Raw genomic sequence first — 18,137 nt, forward strand, 5'->3', positions numbered from 1 at the left:
TCAGTTGACGAGTGTTTAAAACTCGTGAATGAGTGTTTGAAACTCGTGGACGAGTGTTTAAGACTCGTGAATGAGTGTTTGAAACTCGTGAATGAGTGTTTGAAACTCGTGGACGAGTGTTTGAAACTCGTGGACGAGTGTTTGAAACTCGTGAATGAGTGTTTGAAACTCGTGGACGAGTGTTTGAAACTCGTGGACGAGTGTGAGAACTCCAACGAGTCCTAAATTAAGCTACTTCAATTTTGATTTCTACCTTTAACTGAACCCATTAAAATATAAAGGATGGACTAATCGCCCATCCTTAAGCAAAAGAACTTTTAAATTTAACACTGAACGTAGTCGAAGTGTTAATTAAGCCCGTGCAATCCCCTCTTCTCGCGCTGCGCGTTGCACAGCAGCAGCGACGGCGGTAACGACACGCTCATCAAAGACCGAGGGAATAATATGTTCCCGACTCAAGTCTGAAGGATTAACCAAAGAAGCGATCGCACTAGCTGCTTCTAAATACATAGTGGTGGTAATTGTTTGCGCGCGACAATCCAACGCCCCACGGAATACCCCAGGAAAGGCTAACACGTTATTAATTTGGTTGGGGTAGTCACTGCGACCAGTAGCGATAACAGCTACATCGTTCTGCACTAATTCCGGCTGAATTTCGGGTATGGGATTGGCCATAGCAAAGACAATCGGGTCTTTAGCCATAGACTTGACCATTTCTGGTGTTAAGACTCCAGGCGCACTCACACCAATAAATACATCTGCCCCTTGGACTGCACCTGCTAGTGTACCTTGAGCTTTGACTGCAAACTCTTGTTTTTCTTCATTGAGGTCGGTGCGAGTGGTGGAGATAATGCCTTTAGAGTCGCACATCCAAATTTTTTCTGCCCCAGCTTTCCGCAGTAACCGGGCGATCGCCACACCAGCCGCACCAGCACCATTAATCACGATGCGGATGTCGGTGAGTGACTTCTGCACCAGTTTCAAGGAGTTAAATAACGCTGCCAAGGTGACAATTGCTGTACCATGTTGGTCATCGTGAAACACAGGGATATCTAGTTCCTGTTTTAATCTCTGCTCAATTTCAAAGCAACGGGGTGCGGCGATATCCTCTAAATTCACACCGCCAAAGACCGGGGCAATATTTTTAACTGCTTGGATAATCTCTTCTGTATTTTGAGTAGCCAAGCAAATGGGAAAGGCATCAAGTCCAGCAAATTCCTTAAATAACATGGCTTTACCTTCCATTACTGGTAAAGCTGCATGGGGGCCAAGATTACCCAATCCCAAAACTGCACTACCATCGGTGACAATGGCGACAGTATTTTGTTTGATAGTTAAGTTGTATACTTGCGATGGGTCTTGAGCGATCGCTGTACAAACCCGACCCACACCAGGGGTATAAGCCATTGCCAAGTCGGACACACTCTTGAGAGGAATCCGGCTGGTGATGCTGATTTTGCCGCCACGATGTAAATTAAAGGTGCGATCGTAAACGCTGACTAACTTAATATCAGGTATGGCTTTGACTGCTTGCACAATAGTTTCCGCGTGTTCGGTACTAGCAGCATCAACAGTTAAGTCACGGAGAGAAACTTGGCGTGTTTGCTCGATTAAATCGATTTGACCGAGATTACCACCACTAGATGCGATCGCCTGAGTGATAGATGCTAGCATTCCCACACGATTGGGAATCTGCAACCTGAGAGTAACACTAAAACTGGAATTAGGAGTTAGGTCTGCCATCTTAATAGGGGATTTTAGATTTTAGATTTTATATCGAATTGTTACAGTAAATTCCATTTTTACGATAAAACCTAGCACACCCAAATTATTTGCAGGATAAATTAAGACTTTCTATCGGTGCTAAAAGCAGATTTTTTTCCCTTGCAGTATGAGCATGAAACTGATGAATTCTCATAGGACTTACCCATGAAAACGAAAAATTCAGAGTTTGGACAAGGGAAGGGTATAGGGGCGTAAATGTTTAAAACCCTTACACCCCCTTACACTCACTCTCAACAGACAACCTGGGTACGTAAGTCCTAAGTTACTTTTTTCTCAATCTTGGGAACTCTATAAATACTGTCCAGTGAATAGAAGCCGAAGCGGTTAGAGCTATCTGCATCGGCTGATTTGAATTCTTGTGTCAGTATTCCCCAAGATTGTGAGGTCTGCTTTATGGATAAATCAATTATTCAGTTGATTGATGAATTACCGAACGATAATATTACCGTTAAAGTTCTCAACGCTCTAGATTATGTTGCCCCTGGCCAGTGGCAGAATTTAGTGGGTTTCGATAACAGTATCCGTGCGATTACCGGAGAAACTGACGCTAAGGTAATTCAAAGAATCCGCGATCGCGCCACTGCTTTGTATAATGACCCCCAACAAGGCTATCAGTCTGCCATCAAACTTTACCAAACCATAGATAAAGCCGACACAGCAATGGCAACTGCGGCTTTAGCGAATAAAGTCAGCGAGAAAATTGGCTTTCTATCTTTTTTAGGCAATATTACGCCCAAAGCTGACCTTACTCAAACAATTGACCTAGTACTGAAAATTGCGATCGAGATTATAGTTTTTTGTAAACTTAACGGTATTCCCCAACCAAACCCCCAAGAATTTGCCAATTCTCTGGCTAACAATTATCAAGATGCTTCCTTGATACGCATGGTAGCCCTAGTTTGTCTAGATGGGATTCTGCCATTAGGCCCAGACTTCCTCGGTAAAATTCAGGGAATAATTAGCGGCGCTGACTCCAACACCATAATTCAAAATCCTGTTTTCTTAGCCGTCAACACTTCCCTACCAGGAAATAATCCTAGCGAGAAACTTGGCTTTATTAATCAGGGTTTCAATGCTGTTCAAGGTTGGATGAATAATTTAGTCACCAAGACAGGTATCACCCCACAATCTATTTCTAGTCATCTTGGCAATTTTATTCAAATTGCTGATGATAATTTAGATTTTGTCGCCGCATTCCTCGATCAGACGACCAATTACTTTGAGCATACAGGTATTCAATCAGTAGCTCGCAGATTAATTTTGCAAGCCCATACTTTAGTTAAAGAAGAAATAAAACAAGAGATAACACAGCCTATTCAAAATGCCTCATCTGCTGTGAAATCAGATACTAGTCAGTATGCAGTCAACAAAAAAATAGAAGTCTGGGACGAAGAAGAAGAAGACTGGTATCAAGCCACAATTGAGAAAGTTCAAGATGACCAGTTCTTTATCAATTACATTGGCTATGGTTCATCCCATAATGAGTGGGTTGGCAAAGATGACATACGCACTACTGATTATGCCTCATCTGATGCCAATGGATATGCAGTGGGTAAAAAGGTCAAATGTTGGAGTGATGAAGAAGAAACTTGGTATACTGCAACCATTGAGAAGATCCAGGGAAATCAATATTTTATTCATTACACAGGTTACGATTCATCCTATGACGAATGGGTTAATGCTGATGATATTAGCTAACCATTGTTTATAGTAATGACTTTAGTTTAGGGATTTCCAGATAAAAAAATATCCAAAATGTAGGGTGCGTCAGTGCAGAAAACCTCACTGTAACAAGAAATTATTCATACTGACGCACCCTACAAACTACTAACCATCAATTTGGAATCCTTAGTCCTGAATTGCAAAAAGCAAAAAAGCGCCTCCCGTTAAGGAGACGCTTTCTTGTTGAATTAAGACTTCAGAATTAACCGTTGATAGCAGGAGCGGTTAAAGCAACAGGAGCAACTTCACCAGCAGCTAAGTCTAAGGGGAAGTTGTGAGCGTTACGCTCGTGCATTACTTCCATACCCAAGTTAGCGCGGTTGATGATGTCAGCCCAGGTATTGATCACACGACCTTGTGAGTCGATGATGGATTGGTTGAAGTTGAAACCGTTCAAGTTGAACGCCATTGTGCTTACACCCAACGCGGTAAACCAAATACCGATTACAGGCCATGCAGCTAGGAAGAAGTGCAATTGACGGCTGTTGTTGAAGGAAGCGTATTGGAAGATCAAGCGACCGAAGTAGCCGTGTGCTGCAACGATGTTGTAGGTTTCTTCTTCTTGACCGAATTTGTAACCGTAGTTTTGTGATTCGTTTTCGGTTGTTTCACGAACTAAGGAGGAAGTTACCAAGGAACCGTGCATTGCGGAGAACAAGCTACCACCGAATACACCTGCTACTCCCAACATGTGGAAGGGGTGCATCAAGATGTTGTGTTCTGCTTGGAACACGATCATGAAGTTGAAGGTGCCGGAGATACCCAAGGGCATACCGTCAGAGAAGGAACCTTGTCCGATTGGGTAGATCAAGAATACTGCTGTTGCTGCTGCTACGGGAGCGGAGAATGCTAGGCAGATCCAAGGACGCATTCCTAAGCGGTAGGATAGTTCCCATTCACGACCGAGGTAGCAGAATACGCCGGTCAAGAAGTGGAAGATTACCAATTGGTAAGGACCACCGTTGTACAACCACTCGTCAAGAGATGCTGCTTCCCAAATTGGGTAGAAGTGCAAACCGATGGCGTTGGAGGAGGGAACAACTGCACCGGAGATGATGTTGTTTCCGTAGATTAAGGAACCTGCTACTGGTTCACGGATGCCGTCGATGTCTACTGGAGGTGCAGCGATGAAGGCGATGATGAAGCAGGTGGTTGCAGCTAGCAAGGTGGGGATCATTAGTACGCCGAACCAACCGATGTATAAGCGGTTGTTGGTGCTGGTAATCCACTCGCAGAACTGTTCCCATACGTTGGCGCTTTTGCGCTGTTGTAAGGTTGCGGTCATGTTTTTATAATTGCGGTTAGTTATTTATGAATTAGGCGGTTGTTTTTTGCCTGTGTAACTACTTTACACTACTTTACAAAATCTCAGCATCTTTTTAATATGAGTAAAAACTATACAAATTGTCAGCTTTGCTTATCTAAAAGCACAGCTTGGCTACAGGAAGCTATGATGCTGCTAAGTAGAAGGTAAGCATGGGAACAAAAACAGATACACTGCTGTGATCGCCCAATGAAAAATGGGCATTGCATAAATGGGGCATAATTTCTATCACGCAGAGACGCAGGAAGGATAAAGAGTTTGAAATTTCAGCACATCAAATTTCGTCCCTTGATTCAGCAACGCCGGAAAATGAAACTCGTGTCATCGGGGCTACCTACGTTCGTTCTCTCCACCTCTGTGCGTGAGTAACCCATACAATAGTAATCGCAAGCCATAAGTCATCCCTACCAGTGAACTCACCTGCTACCAGCAATTCTGCTCAAACTCAATCGCGCAAAGCAGACCATATCCGCATCTGCTTAGAAGAAGATGTACAATTCCGCGCCACTACCAACGGACTAGAGCGTTATCGCTTCAACCATTCTTGCTTACCAGAAATAGATCGCAACGATATTGATCTGAGCGCAACTTTTTTAGGTAAAAAGCTGAATGCACCTTTGTTAATCTCCTCCATGACTGGAGGAACCGAACAAGCGGGAATTATTAACCAGCGTTTAGCCCGACTTGCCCAAGACTATAAATTTGCAATGGGTGTCGGTTCCCAAAGGGTAGCGTTGGAAAAACCACAAGTAGCCGACACTTTCGCCATCCGCAAGTATGCGCCTGATGTGCTGCTATTCGCTAATGTAGGTGCGGTGCAACTTAACTATAAGTATGGTTTAGACGAATGTCTGCGTATCATCGATATGCTAGAGGCGGATGCTTTGATTTTGCATATCAATCCCTTGCAAGAGTGCATTCAGCCCAAGGGTGATGTGAATTTTCAAGGATTGCTTGACAAGATATCGGAGTTATGCGAAGAGTTGTCAGTACCAGTAATTGCAAAGGAAGTGGGCAATGGTATTTCCGGCGCAATGGCTAAAAAGTTGATCGCTGCGGGAGTACAAGTAATTGATGTGGCTGGCGCGGGTGGTACTTCCTGGGCAAAGGTAGAAGGAGAAAGGGCGGAGAATTCTATGCAAAGGCGTTTAGGTAGAACCTTTGCAGATTGGGGAATACCCACAGCAGAGTGTATTACTAGTGTGAGAGCGATCGCCCCCCACATTCCCTTAATTGCCTCCGGCGGTTTGCGTGATGGGCTTGATATAGCCAAAGCGATCGCTTTAGGTGCAGATATCGCCGGTTTAGCCATGCCTTTTCTGCAAGCTGCGGTAGAGTCGGAAGCCGCTCTACAGGAATTAGCTGAGGTATTAATTGCAGAAATCACCACAGTATTATTTTGCACTGGCAACGCTACTTTACATCAGTTAAAACACTCTGGCAGTTTACAGCGCCTACAATAAATGAATAGGTAAGAATGGTTAGGCGTGATTGACTTACCACTAATGACTAAATAACTAATAACTAATGAGTAACTTCTTTAAACAAACTCTTGCTAGCTTACTAGGCACATTATTAGGACTGTTTCTGTTCGCTGGTGCAGGTACTACAGGACTTTTATTATTATTATTTGCTGCTGCTAGTTCCAGCAATACCAGCCCAGTAGTTAAAGATAAATCAGTAGTGGTTCTAGACTTGTCCATGAACATCACCGATAGAGAACCAAGTGCTGGCGAGGAACTACAAAATAGATTTTCCGGTGTAACACAAGAGCGGATGACACTTCGTAATGTTATCGATAGTTTAGAAAAAGCACAACGAGATAAACGCATCGTTGCTATTTACCTAGACGGTAGTCGTGGAGGAAATAATCTGGGTTTTGCATCGTTGAAAGAAATCCGCAAAGCTCTAGAAGAATTCCGTAAATCCGGGAAAAAGGTAATCGCCTATGGTGTGTCTTGGAACGAGCGGGAATATTACCTCAGTTCGGTAGCTGATACTATTGCACTTAACCCCTTGGGTGGACTAGAAATCAACGGTTTGAGTAGCCAACCAATGTTCGTCGCCGGAGCCTTGCAAAAGTATGGTATTGGCGTTCAGGTTGTAAGAGCCGGAAAATTTAAGGGAGCAGTTGAACCATTCGTGTTAAACAAACTAAGTCCCGAAAACCGCGAACAAACTCAAAAATTATTGGACGATGTTTGGGGTGAATGGCGTACCACCGTTGGCAATAGCCGTAAAATTAACCCACAAAAACTACAAGCGATCGCCGATAATCAATCATTATTGGAACCAACAGAAGCTAAAACTAACGGCTTAGTCGATCAGGTAGCGTACAACGATCAAGTAGTTGCTGACCTGAAGAAATTAACAGGTAGCGATAAAAAGGATAATACATTTACTCAAATTAGCCTGCGCCGATATGCTCAAGTACCCGGACAGTCTTTAGGTGTGGCAAGAAACTCTAAAAATAAGATTGCCGTAGTTTATGCCGAAGGCGATATTGTCGATGGTAAAGGCGATGATGGGCAAATAGGAGGCGATCGCTTTGCCCGCATCTTTAATAAAATTAGACAAGATGAAAATGTCAAAGCAGTCGTTTTACGCATCAATAGTCCTGGTGGTAGTGCTACAGCATCGGAGGTAATGCAGCGAGAAATACGCCTGACTCGTGAAAGTAAACCCGTTGTTGTATCTATGGGTGATTATGCCGCTTCTGGTGGTTACTGGATAGCCACCGACTCTAACCGAATTTTTGCCGAACCTAATACAATCACAGGTTCCATCGGTGTGTTTGGCGTGCTATTTAACGGGCAAAAGCTAGCAAACGATAATGGTATCACTTGGGATGCTGTCAAAACGGCACGTTATGCAGATTCTCAAACCGTCGCTCGTCCCAAATCACCCCAAGAGATAGCAATTTACCAGCGCAGTGTTGACCGCATTTACAATATGTTTGTCAACAAAGTTGCTCAAGGTCGCAAGTTACCCACACAAAAAGTAGCCCAAATCGCCCAAGGTAGAGTTTGGTCTGGTGTAACTGCAAAACAAATTGGTTTAGTTGATGAAATCGGTGGTCTAAACGCCGCCATAGAATACGCAGCTAAAGCAGCGAAACTAGGTAAAGATTGGCAATTAAGAGAATATCCCAGAGAAAGCTCATTTGAAGAGCGCTTTTTTGGCGGAGTAGTCGAGGAAATTAGTACGACTTTGGGAATTGAGAAGTTAGACGTTAAACCAAATGACCCATTAACAGTGCAAATCCGAAAAATCCAACAGGAAATCTCTGTTTTACAGACCATGAACGACCCACAAGGTGTTTATGCGCGGTTACCAGTTAACTTAAAAATAGAGTAATTCTACAGATTAACTATAAGGTTTGATATTCCTTAAAGTCTCCTTTTTAAGATAGATTAAGGTGAATTAAAAATCCGTTAACTAAAAACCTACATTGATCGCGCATCCTCACACCCTTACGCCCTTAAACTCGTTTCCCTGATCATCTTCCTCAATTTCTTGCCATCCGTGCATGGATGATATGCGCTTGATCGCCCATTCCAAAATCGTTGGTGGTGCTGCGGAAAGGAAAATACTGGGATAAACAGCAGTACCCCAATGAGGATGGACGATTACACAACACTTGTTTTTTAAGACTGGGTAATTAAGTAAAGCTTTGACAACTGCTGTATCATTATGGGGAATCACCCCTGGGCGGGAAAGCAAAGGGTAACCGGTACGAGGATCTATGAGGTCTGCTAGATAACCGCGATCGCGCAAATCAAAAGCTAAATCGCAGCCAAATCTCATAAACTTTTCTCGCAGATGTTCTTTTTCTCTCTCAATTTCTGCTGTGCTTTTCACCAATGGATATTTTGATTGCTGTAAGACAATCACAACCCAAAATAGAGTTTGCTCTTGCCAATCTGGTAATATCCGTTCGCGGTTGGCACAGATATACTGACTGGGGTAATGAATAGAAATTTGAACTGCTTGTCCCTGTTTGCCAACCAAATTAATGGGACGGCTTTGCTCCGCAGTATAAGCTCTGGGATAGTTCACCACATTGATTCGGTTTTTGCAACTTTTTAATTTATTCTTTAGAGTCGATGATAACTCTTAATACTTCCAAAAATTCATAAAATTTTCAGCAATAGTTATGTCTTAGGGAAAATTTAGCCCATACATTGCCAAGTTTTAATCTAATTTTTATATTTTATTAACCTCACCTAGTAATTTGTAATTTGTCATGGGTTATGCTAACAAATTTAATAATTATTACAGTCCCATTACCTATTACCCATGACCGCTTCTGAGAGCAGAAAATTTTACTAATCTAAGAGAGAAGACAGTTACAGACCCCCAATTAATCAAGTTTTAAAGCATTCACCGGCACTTCATCCCAAGAATTGACTGTTCTTAAGCGCGCTACCCAGCCAGAAGCCTTTTGATTATCCGTTAAGTTATTTTGAAACGACGCATGGCAATCTTGGGCTTGGGACTCGTTGCAAGAGGCAATACAGGCATGAATCATACCCGATGGATCAATCTGCTCATTTACCCAAATAGTCATAAACTACCCTCTGAAAAACGATTTGCTCTTTCCGAATACTAGTTAGAATTAAAAATTCTACAGCAAACATCCCTGTTAACATCAGTAATTAGTAACAATAAAATACAATTACCAATTACTTCATACAGTAATTCGTAGCTACTTCTCTATCTAGCTTTGGGTTTAAATTTCAACTCTGCTTGCCTCTCCTCTCGTAACGACGACGGTAGAGTAATTCTAACTGTCCTCCATACTCCTGAATCCAAGCTATTTGACGCTGATATAACCCCCGGAAACTATTAGCAAAAAACAGGGTAAAGATAGCAACAACTAAGCCAGATGCAGTAGAAACTAAGGCTTCACTAATACCAGCCGTCACACCAGCCGTTTTTGTTCCTCCCACATCACCGATGTTTAAAGATGCAAAGGAATTAATTAATCCCAAAACAGTACCAAGTAACCCTAATAAGGGCGCGAGACCAATTATGGTATCAAAAATATTTTGAAAGCGTTTGAGTACAGGTATCTCAGCTTGGGCTTCACTTTCTAAAGCTAATCGAAATTCCTCTGGTGTCGGCTCCTCCAATTCTAAAGCAGCGAGAAAGATTCGCGCGATGGGCAAATCGACATTTTGCCTTAATGCTTCCAAGGTGCTAACCACATTATCTAGCTGGTAAAGTCTAAGAACTTCCCGTACTATACGGTTTTGCTTGCCCGAAATTCTTACCCAAAAGCTGATACGTTCGATGATTAGCGCTACTGCTAATAAAGAGAACGCCAGCAGAGGCCACATAACCACGCCACCGGCTGTAAATAGATTCAAAATTCCCATCTGTTGCTCAACTCATTGATGCAAAACCAGATTAGCAGATTAGTAGTGAAGATAGAGAATGCTATGATTTTTAATACCTAAAAGTATTTAATCGGCTAAACGGATGGGAATTGTTATGACAAATTTTGTTCCCTGTCCTGATGATGAAATGCACTGTAAAGTGCCACCATGTTTTTCGGTAATAATCTGGTAGCTAATCGATAGTCCCATACCAGTTCCTTTTCCCACGGGTTTAGTTGTAAAAAAAGGATCAAACAAACGAGATTGTACCTCCTGGGGAATTCCTCTGCCGTTATCAGCAATCGCAATCACGACGCTTTCATCCACCTGCCAGGAAGTAATGTGAATAGTTGGTTCTGGACAAAGCCCATCATAGAATGCTTCTTCTAGGGCATCAATGGCATTAGCTAAGATATTCATAAACACTTGGTTCATCTGCCCTGCAAAACAAGGGATTTTGGGAATATCACCATACTCTTTGACAATTTCTAATTGTGGACGATGCTTATCAACAATTTCCTTTTTGTTCAAATTATCGGTGATGGTGTTCTGCCGACCGTAGGTCATCGCCTTGATAGTTTGTGATTTAATCCGGTGTTGTAAGATTAGTAATGTACTATCAATGCCTTCATGCAAATCAGCCGTTTTAAACTCAGCTTCATCCAAACGAGAAAAGATCCGCAAACTCAGCACAATTTCCCGGATACGCGATGCGCCTATTTTCATCGAAGCCAATATTTTTGGCAAATCTTCTATGACATATTCAATCTCAGCATCTTCTTGCGCTTCTTGAATCTCTAGCTCTGGGTTGGGATAATATTTTTGATAAAGCTGAAATAAGTTAAGTAGTTGCTGAATGTATTCGTCAGTATAGTTGAGGTTTCCGTAAATAAAATTAACTGGGTTGTTGATTTCGTGGGCAATACCAGCCACTAATTGTCCCAAAGAAGACATCTTTTCATGCTGGATTAATTGTGTTTGTGTAAGTTTGAGTTCCTGTAAAGTATTTCTGAGGGAAATATTCTTTTGTTGCAGTGCTTGTGTCCGCTCTTCAACTCTTTGTTCTAATGTTTGGTTATAAGCTTCTAGCTTTTTTTGCCCTTCGTATTGTTCCGCCAGTAGTAACTTGACTTGTTTAATCAACTGATTTAAGGAAATAGCTAGAATACCAACTTCGTCTTCTGTGTTAACGGAGGCTTGGAGATTAAAGTTAGAGTCTTGGGTAACTCGTTGTGCAACCTGAGTAACGGCTTGCAGGGGACGAGTAATTGTTCTTGTAGTTAAAAATCCAGCGATCGCTACAATAACACTACCCAGCACATACAAAAACCCCAAATGTTGCCACAGTTTCCATTGTGATGCTTTTAGTACTGATGTCGAATACAATACCGTGGTTGTCAAGGCCTGAGTAGTTCCTGAAAATAGGATACTCTTCGCTAAATAGTTATGTTTATTAACCATTATTTGTTTTACTGGCATATCAGGTGTGGGAAATTGCCAGTTACCTTGCTGCGCCGCTAATAGGGTTGTCGCAACTATACGATTATTTTTTTGGGTGATGAGATGTTTAGAAGAACCAGTCGCAATTTTTCTTAATAGAGTATTATCTACTGAGTTACCAATAATGATTCCTCCTAGTAATCCTGTCGCTGATTTGATTCCATAAGTTACGGTCTGGATAACTTGTGTACCATCTTCCGTATCTACCAAATCAGTGAGTTGCGCCCCACTGCTAGCACTACTGCTAATTAATTTATCCAAAAGTCTAACTTGGGACAGTGAATTACTACGTAAATCCGTGAGGACGTTACCTTGAGGATCAACTACCTTCAGCCAATCTAATCCTAATACCGTTCTTAGTGGCAATAATATCTGCAATAATAAATCTTGATCCCGTTCCTCAATAGCTCGGCGAAGCTTATCTTGATAGGAAATTAGTTTGATTTCAGTTTCTAGAGTTTTCTGTTCGTACTGAAAATCCTGATAGACACGCTCAGTAAAATTATTGACATCTTGACGAAAATTCTGTTCTAAACTTTCTGTAAACCAATGTCCTGTGACTACTAAACCCAACAAAAAGACACTTAGATAAACTATGAGTAGTGGTATGACAATTTTTTGGCTTAGATTTAGCTGCCGAAAAAATCTCTGCATAGTAAGTTATTGAATTGATGAAGTAGGGATAAAACCATTATTTTTGAGGATATTCTCGCCTTCTTTGCTAAATATAAAGTTAATAAAATTCTCTGTAGAGGCGGAAGGTTTTTTATCCCAAACTATGCCAATCTGACGTGCCATTTGGTATTTATCACTAGTGAAATTTTCAACTGTGGGGGCAACACCATTGAGATTGAGGCGATTGATTGGTAATTTATTAATTACAGAAGTTGCTAAAGAAAAAGCACCAAGAGAATTAGGCGTAATCTGTAAAGTTTCAATTAATTCTCCTTCTTTATTCAAAATAACTGCTTTAGTTGTAGTTTTATCTTCACCTAAATAGTATTTTCGCAATAATTTTTTTGCTGACTCGTCCTCAGGTCTATCCAACACAATAATGTTTGCATTGGAGCCACCCAATTCCTGCCAATTAGTAATTCTACCTTGATAAATTGCTTTTAACTGCTTATTCGATAAGTTGGTAACACCTTTCACGCTATTGTTAGTAGCAATTAATAACAAATCCTTTGCCAATTCACGATATTGAATCTGACCATTATCTTCTGCTTTCTTAATTTTATGGCTGCTACCAGCAATATCAATGATGTCATTTTTTAAGGCAGCGATCGCTCCCTCTGACTGATTATCAGAAATAAATTCTATTTTGACGTTTTTATTTTGAGCTTGATAAGCTTTTGCTAATAGTTTTAACACTGTAACAGTGGAACTAGAACCACCAATTTTAATTATTTTTTGGTTTGTAGAACTAGTAGGACTAACAACTTGATTAGAGGTTTTGGGTGTACTGGAGTTAATTGATGCACAACTGCAAAGACCTAAAAGTATACTTCCGATAATTATTGAGTTAGCAATCTTGGTCATGGGTGAATCTCCAAATATCTCTAAACCACCATTAGGTCTAGACATTCACACATTAATATTCCCTCGTTATCATCAATAGTAACAGTGTTGGGTGTTTATTGGTATTTTCAAATACACTTAATTTGTAACTTAATTTAAGTATATATACTATATAAAAGCGCGAAAAGCTTTTACTCCCGTTAAATAAGATTTAAGTTACTGTGAAATATTAATCACTGACTTTACAAAAATATATTGTTGAGACTTTCTTTTAATTAGCTGTGCTGTAGAAACTCAACTGTGGGTAATAAAGGGTCAGTAACTACGGCGACACCAGTAAAACCCCAGCGTTTGAGCAAACTTCCCAACTGTGTACCGGGAATAGATTCAATAGTAAAGCGATGCGCCACATCTGCCGCATGAGTATTCAGATAGCTTAAAGCCTCAAAATTTTCTCGAAATAATAACAAATAGCCAGACTCATCCTCATTGGGACGAGCAGTAATATAACGACCATCAGCTTTTGAGCGTATTAGGTAATGTACTTCGGAGAACATGGGAAGATGGGTGAGGAGAAAAGTTAACTATTCTAAACGGATGCGTGGGTCGGCTACTTTGAGTAATAAATCGGCTAGTAAGTTGCCTACATTAAGTAAAACGGCACTCATGACTAAACTTGCCATGACTAAATACTGGTCTTTGGCGATGACTGCTTGCAAAGTTAATCTACCTAAACCTGGCCAGTTGAAGAATTGCTCGGCGATAAATGCACCACCTAATAAACCGGCTAACTCAAAGCCTAACAGAGTAATCAGGGGATTAATGGCATTACGCAGTGCATGAACGTAAATCACGCGATTTTCTGGTAATCCCTTGGCGCGTGCTGTTTGAATGTAATCTTGCCGCAGTACGTCTAATAATTCGCCGCGAGTGATGCGTTGTAAACCGGCGAAACTGGTGATACTTAAGGCGATGGTAGGTAAAATCATGTGCCAGCCGATATCAATAATTTTACCGAACCAAGATAAATCAGCGTGGTCGATGCTTGTCATTCCACCTACTGGAAACAGAGGCGAACTGACTTGAGCAAATACGAGCAGAAACAACACAGTAATAAAGCTGGGGAATCCCTGTCCGGTGTAGCTAATTACCTGTAGAATTCGGTCAGTGGCTCGATTTTGTTTGACAGCCGCAACAATACCCAAGGGAATAGCGATCGCCCATGTCATGATTAAAGAAGCGATCGCTAATACTAAAGTTGCTGGTATTCTTTCCCATAACAGTGATGAAACTGAGCGCTGGTAAACAAAACTCGTGCCAAAATCTCCTTTGGTGAGAATCCGCCACAACCATAGCCAAAACTGTTCTACCCAAGACTTATCTAAACCAAACTGTCTTTTGAGTTCTTCGATGCGTTCGGGTGAAATTTTCGGATTTTGCCGCAATGTATCTACATAATCCCCTGGGGATAATTTCATGATGAAAAACGACAGCGCTGAAGCCAAAAACAAAGTCAACAGCGCCTGCAAAATCCGCTTCACCACATAAATAAACGTCTCGCTGGTGACTAGCCTAATCAGCCAATCCCAACTGCTTTCCCAGGTAATTCTTGTAGATGTCATGGTTGTCAGTTGTCGGTTGTCAGTTGTTAGATGTCTTTCTACCCTAACTAACGCGGTGTGCAACTTTTTCTTCAACCTAACCCCCAACCCCTTCCCTAGTAGGGAAGGGGAGCAAGATTAAAAGCCTCTCTCCGCTTGCCTAACGGCAGGCTAACGCCAACGGGGAGAGATTTGGAGAGGAGTTCTAAGAATAAGTTGCACATCCCGTTACCTAATATTCCACTAAGGAAATAATGGGTACATCAGGCAGATGTTTTCGCCCTTGTAAATCCCGTAGCTCGATAATAAACCCAAACCCCACTAATTCGCAGCCGATTTGCTGCACTAGTTTGGCTGTGGCGCTGGCTGTGCCACCTGTGGCAATTAAATCATCTACAATTAATACTCGACTATCTGGATGTAAAGCATCCCGATGCACTTCTAAACAGTCAGTGCCATACTCTAGTTCATATTCAATCGAGTGAACTGCTGCGGGTAACTTGCCTTTTTTGCGGACAGGAATAAAACCAGCCCCTAATTTATAGGCTAAGGGAGTACCAAAAATAAACCCCCGTGACTCCATACCAATAACGTAATCTATATCTAAGTTTGCTTCAAAGCATTTTTCCGCTAAAAAGTCAATAGTATATCGTAATCCTTGGCGATCGCGCAGTAGAGTAGTGATATCTCGAAATAAAATTCCGGGCTTAGGAAAATCAGGGATGTCACGAATGAGAGATTTTAAATCCATAGATTGGGGATTGGGGATTGGGTACTGGGGATTGGGTACTGGGGATTGGGGGGTTATCAGTTTGGAGTAATGATTCCTTACTCCTCATAGTTCCTTTTCTTCATCTCTAGTTATTAGTCCCCAATCCCTAGCCCCTTACTTACACCTGAAAAATCGTACACTATAATGTCATACGCCTGGGATAAAGGCTACTGTATCGTTATCCATTGACGATAGAGGGAATCTACATCAAGCTTAAATATGGATTTATACTCATAAAACAGGAGAATAAAATTATGCTTTAAAGACACAGATGTACTTATAGGTCAATTTCTGAGTAAAACAATTTAAGTAATGTGTATATCAAATAGCCAGGCTGATGCCGCAAGTTTAATCTTGTAGTTTAGCTGTTTATCTTAAATTAGTTGTACTAGTTTTATCTAGTCTATTAGAACTGCACAAGGTATTTGAGAGAATGAATGCTTCCGCTAGCTTAACGCCGTTTAACAGTCCAACGCCTCCATCCCTGCCGATGATATTGGAGACTTTACCAGATCCTGCGATCGCTGGACATGGATGTCCTGCACGCACCAGGTTGCAAATTGATTTAATTTTACTGGCAATTGAAGCTTTAGAACTGGGTGGTTCTGAAGCTATCCTGACGTTTGCGGCAGAATTGGACTTGAAGGGAATTGTCAAAGATCGGGTGAATTTGTGGCGAATGCGGAGTTCCAACCCGATTAGACGAGCGCATATTCGCCGCCCTTTAACCATCATGGAAGCAAAAGCTTTAGTCGTGATTGCTTGTTACATAGCTCGGCGCTTAACAGTGGTCATCCGCCAGATGTTGATGATTTGTCAACAAATGAATGACAAGCAAATTCCCCTGGAACAGAACTTACGCCTATCTAATTATTTAGAAAGATTTAGAGCGCATTTTAAGAGTAGAATGAATGCCCGCCGTTTTGGTGCATTAGCATTGAATTCTGATGAAAAATTAGATGAACTAGCGATAAATTTGTTAGGGCAATTGTTATTTTGTACTGGCACTGCTGGGATGCAGCGATTTTGGATCAGTCTATTTGACGGTGAAGTGGAATGAATATTCAACGAAAGTACAGTCTACCTAATTGTACGTTGCTTTTAGAAGGATTAAGTGATGCCAGTAGAGGTGCAAATTTTCAGGAATTGCGCCCTGAACTGTCTATCTTAGTCAATGCAGAATGTTATTTATCTGGATACAATCAACCCTTGGTGGGAGGACGGGAATTTTTTGAAAGTTTAGTCCGAGCAGTAAGCGGTTATGCTCAAGAATTTTTGAGTAGTGTGCCGAATCCCCAAGCACACAACCAAGATTCAGAACTAGTGGAAATTCAAAAAATAGATACTAATCACCACAAGTTAATCGTACATTCTGAGAATGCACCAGAGGAATTTAATAGAAACGCTAATTATAATAAACAACCAATTGAAATAGATTTAAATACGGTGCAGTTGTTTGATTTGGTGGAAGCTGTAGATCAGTTTTTCGCTGACACCCAAACTTTACCGGAGTTATCACTAGAATTACAACCAGTCACTAGACGTTATGGTGGTGCTAGTCAACTTGTCCTCAAACAGGCAGTACCGGCAACTATTGGCGTTTCCAGTTTAGCTGTAGCAGCGATCGCCTTTAGCCTCATTCCTGCGCCACAAATAAGGGTACCAGAGCCAAAACCAGAGGAGCAAACTAATTCCACCGCTCCCGTCACCAATCCCACCCCGACATCAACAACTACACCCGTAGCAGCAGCAAGTCCCACGGCGACGGCGGTACCCATCCCAGAAGCAACTCCCACCGCTACACCCGCCGCTACAACACAACCCACTGTTAAAGATTTAGAAGCGCTTTTAAATACAGTTACAGAAATCACCGATCCTTCCCAGCTTAGGGCATTAAATCGGCAAGTTTGGAACCAAATCGAGCCAGCTTGGAATAGTCGTTCTGCTGTGAAGGAAAATTTGATTTACCGTGTCGGTGTGGCTGCGGATGGAGCCATTGTAGGTTACAAAGCAGTTAACCAAGAAGCAAATGCCGGGATTGAATTAACACCTCTGCCCAACCTGCTTTATAATCCGGCAAATCGTCCCCCCATTGCCAATGAACCGATCGCCCAATTTAAAGTAGTATTTACCAACAATGGTGTATTAGAAGTTAGTCCTTGGCGCGGTTATGTGAGAACACCAGAAGTAATCGGGGCAAAAATTACCGATGCTAAAACTGTCAAAGATTTAAACCAAAAACTTTTCGATACAGTACGTCAAAATTGGAGTGGTAAGCCCACCTTTACCAAAGACTTAAAGTATCGAGTAGCCGTCACCAAAGAAGGTACAATTGCTGACTATGAACCCCTAAATCAAGTAGCTTTTGACTATTTCCGCGAAACACCTCTACCCAGGATGTTCCAAGCCGTTTACGGTTCCAATGCAGCCGCGCCTAACAACAAGGAACCTCTTGCACATTACCAAGTAGTCTTTCAACCCAGTGGCAAATTAGAAATCACTCCTTGGGAGGGATATAGGTAACTGGGGACAAA

15 protein-coding genes are annotated in these 18,137 nt (G+C 41.7%); 5 read left to right on the forward strand and 10 right to left on the reverse strand.

From position 1 onward, the window contains the following. Nucleotides 1-351: 351 nt before the first annotated feature. Nucleotides 352-1,743 carry a malic enzyme-like NAD(P)-binding protein gene (locus GSQ19_RS17650; protein WP_011319235.1) on the reverse strand — a complete coding sequence of 464 codons (1,392 nt, stop codon included), beginning with the start codon at nucleotides 1,741-1,743 and terminating at the stop codon, nucleotides 352-354. 435 nt (nucleotides 1,744-2,178) lie between these two features. Between GSQ19_RS17650 and GSQ19_RS17655 the strand changes: the two genes are divergently transcribed. Further along, complete coding sequence (locus GSQ19_RS17655) at nucleotides 2,179-3,483, forward strand: agenet domain-containing protein (protein WP_011319236.1); 1,305 nt, start codon at nucleotides 2,179-2,181, stop codon at nucleotides 3,481-3,483. A gap of 226 nt (nucleotides 3,484-3,709) precedes the next feature. On the opposite strand, the gene psbA is transcribed toward GSQ19_RS17655, so the two are convergent. Further along, entirely contained in the window at nucleotides 3,710-4,792 is a 1,083-nt protein-coding gene (psbA, locus tag GSQ19_RS17660) for a photosystem II q(b) protein (RefSeq protein ID WP_011318412.1), read from the reverse strand. 449 nt (nucleotides 4,793-5,241) lie between these two features. Between psbA and fni the strand changes: the two genes are divergently transcribed. After that, complete coding sequence (gene fni, locus GSQ19_RS17665; protein WP_011319237.1) at nucleotides 5,242-6,294, forward strand: type 2 isopentenyl-diphosphate Delta-isomerase; 1,053 nt, start codon at nucleotides 5,242-5,244, stop codon at nucleotides 6,292-6,294. Nucleotides 6,295-6,358: 64 nt separating this feature from the next. After that, on the forward strand, nucleotides 6,359-8,188 hold the full coding sequence (gene sppA / locus GSQ19_RS17670) for a signal peptide peptidase SppA (protein WP_011319238.1): 1,830 nt from the start codon (nucleotides 6,359-6,361) through the stop codon (nucleotides 8,186-8,188). A gap of 108 nt (nucleotides 8,189-8,296) precedes the next feature. Here the strand turns inward: sppA and GSQ19_RS17675 are convergent, their stop codons facing one another. The 8 genes from GSQ19_RS17675 to GSQ19_RS17710 form a co-directional block, all read right to left on the reverse strand. Further along, nucleotides 8,297-8,893, reverse strand: a complete 597-nt coding sequence (locus GSQ19_RS17675; protein ID WP_011319239.1) for a methylmalonic aciduria and homocystinuria type D protein — start codon at nucleotides 8,891-8,893, stop codon at nucleotides 8,297-8,299. A 301-nt stretch (nucleotides 8,894-9,194) separates the two neighbouring features. Beyond that, the gene (locus tag GSQ19_RS17680) at nucleotides 9,195-9,401 is read right to left on the reverse strand and encodes a hypothetical protein (RefSeq protein ID WP_010998720.1); all 207 of its coding nucleotides are present in this window, start codon (nucleotides 9,399-9,401) and stop codon (nucleotides 9,195-9,197) included. A 169-nt stretch (nucleotides 9,402-9,570) separates the two neighbouring features. Continuing rightward, complete coding sequence (locus GSQ19_RS17685) at nucleotides 9,571-10,212, reverse strand: MotA/TolQ/ExbB proton channel family protein (protein ID WP_011319240.1); 642 nt, start codon at nucleotides 10,210-10,212, stop codon at nucleotides 9,571-9,573. Nucleotides 10,213-10,299: 87 nt separating this feature from the next. Then, the gene (locus GSQ19_RS17690) at nucleotides 10,300-12,366 is read right to left on the reverse strand and encodes a sensor histidine kinase (protein ID WP_011319241.1); all 2,067 of its coding nucleotides are present in this window, start codon (nucleotides 12,364-12,366) and stop codon (nucleotides 10,300-10,302) included. 6 nt (nucleotides 12,367-12,372) lie between these two features. Then, entirely contained in the window at nucleotides 12,373-13,296 is a 924-nt protein-coding gene (locus tag GSQ19_RS17695; RefSeq protein ID WP_224312035.1) for a substrate-binding domain-containing protein, read from the reverse strand. 209 nt (nucleotides 13,297-13,505) lie between these two features. After that, nucleotides 13,506-13,787: a hypothetical protein gene (locus GSQ19_RS17700; RefSeq protein WP_011319243.1), complete on the reverse strand. Its 282-nt coding sequence runs from the start codon at nucleotides 13,785-13,787 to the stop codon at nucleotides 13,506-13,508. Nucleotides 13,788-13,814: 27 nt separating this feature from the next. After that, nucleotides 13,815-14,852 carry an ABC transporter permease gene (locus tag GSQ19_RS17705; RefSeq protein ID WP_011319244.1) on the reverse strand — a complete coding sequence of 346 codons (1,038 nt, stop codon included), beginning with the start codon at nucleotides 14,850-14,852 and terminating at the stop codon, nucleotides 13,815-13,817. 211 nt (nucleotides 14,853-15,063) lie between these two features. Then, on the reverse strand, nucleotides 15,064-15,582 hold the full coding sequence (locus GSQ19_RS17710; RefSeq protein WP_011319245.1) for an adenine phosphoribosyltransferase: 519 nt from the start codon (nucleotides 15,580-15,582) through the stop codon (nucleotides 15,064-15,066). A 454-nt stretch (nucleotides 15,583-16,036) separates the two neighbouring features. Between GSQ19_RS17710 and GSQ19_RS17715 the strand changes: the two genes are divergently transcribed. Further along, the gene (locus tag GSQ19_RS17715) at nucleotides 16,037-16,663 is read left to right on the forward strand and encodes a DUF3038 domain-containing protein (RefSeq protein WP_011319246.1); all 627 of its coding nucleotides are present in this window, start codon (nucleotides 16,037-16,039) and stop codon (nucleotides 16,661-16,663) included. Next, nucleotides 16,660-18,126 carry a DUF4335 domain-containing protein gene (locus GSQ19_RS17720; RefSeq protein ID WP_011319247.1) on the forward strand — a complete coding sequence of 489 codons (1,467 nt, stop codon included), beginning with the start codon at nucleotides 16,660-16,662 and terminating at the stop codon, nucleotides 18,124-18,126. The genes GSQ19_RS17715 and GSQ19_RS17720 overlap by 4 nt, the downstream gene beginning before the upstream one ends. The last annotated feature ends 11 nt before the right edge of the window (nucleotides 18,127-18,137 follow it).

This window comes from Trichormus variabilis 0441, from assembly GCF_009856605.1.
GTDB lineage: Bacteria > Cyanobacteriota > Cyanobacteriia > Cyanobacteriales > Nostocaceae > Trichormus > Trichormus variabilis.

Coding starts and splice junctions, on each gene's coding strand:
- GSQ19_RS17705 (WP_011319244.1), bottom strand. CDS start 14,852: ATGACATCTACAAGAATTACCTGGGAAAGCAGTTGGGATTGGCTGATT.
- GSQ19_RS17680 (WP_010998720.1), bottom strand. CDS start 9,401: ATGACTATTTGGGTAAATGAGCAGATTGATCCATCGGGTATGATTCAT.
- GSQ19_RS17715 (WP_011319246.1), top strand. CDS start 16,037: ATGAATGCTTCCGCTAGCTTAACGCCGTTTAACAGTCCAACGCCTCCA.
- GSQ19_RS17655 (WP_011319236.1), top strand. CDS start 2,179: ATGGATAAATCAATTATTCAGTTGATTGATGAATTACCGAACGATAAT.
- sppA (WP_011319238.1), top strand. CDS start 6,359: ATGAGTAACTTCTTTAAACAAACTCTTGCTAGCTTACTAGGCACATTA.
- GSQ19_RS17700 (WP_011319243.1), bottom strand. CDS start 13,787: ATGTTCTCCGAAGTACATTACCTAATACGCTCAAAAGCTGATGGTCGT.
- GSQ19_RS17710 (WP_011319245.1), bottom strand. CDS start 15,582: ATGGATTTAAAATCTCTCATTCGTGACATCCCTGATTTTCCTAAGCCC.
- GSQ19_RS17685 (WP_011319240.1), bottom strand. CDS start 10,212: ATGGGAATTTTGAATCTATTTACAGCCGGTGGCGTGGTTATGTGGCCT.
- GSQ19_RS17650 (WP_011319235.1), bottom strand. CDS start 1,743: ATGGCAGACCTAACTCCTAATTCCAGTTTTAGTGTTACTCTCAGGTTG.
- GSQ19_RS17695 (WP_224312035.1), bottom strand. CDS start 13,296: ATGTCTAGACCTAATGGTGGTTTAGAGATATTTGGAGATTCACCCATG.
- GSQ19_RS17720 (WP_011319247.1), top strand. CDS start 16,660: ATGAATATTCAACGAAAGTACAGTCTACCTAATTGTACGTTGCTTTTA.
- GSQ19_RS17690 (WP_011319241.1), bottom strand. CDS start 12,366: ATGCAGAGATTTTTTCGGCAGCTAAATCTAAGCCAAAAAATTGTCATA.
- psbA (WP_011318412.1), bottom strand. CDS start 4,792: ATGACCGCAACCTTACAACAGCGCAAAAGCGCCAACGTATGGGAACAG.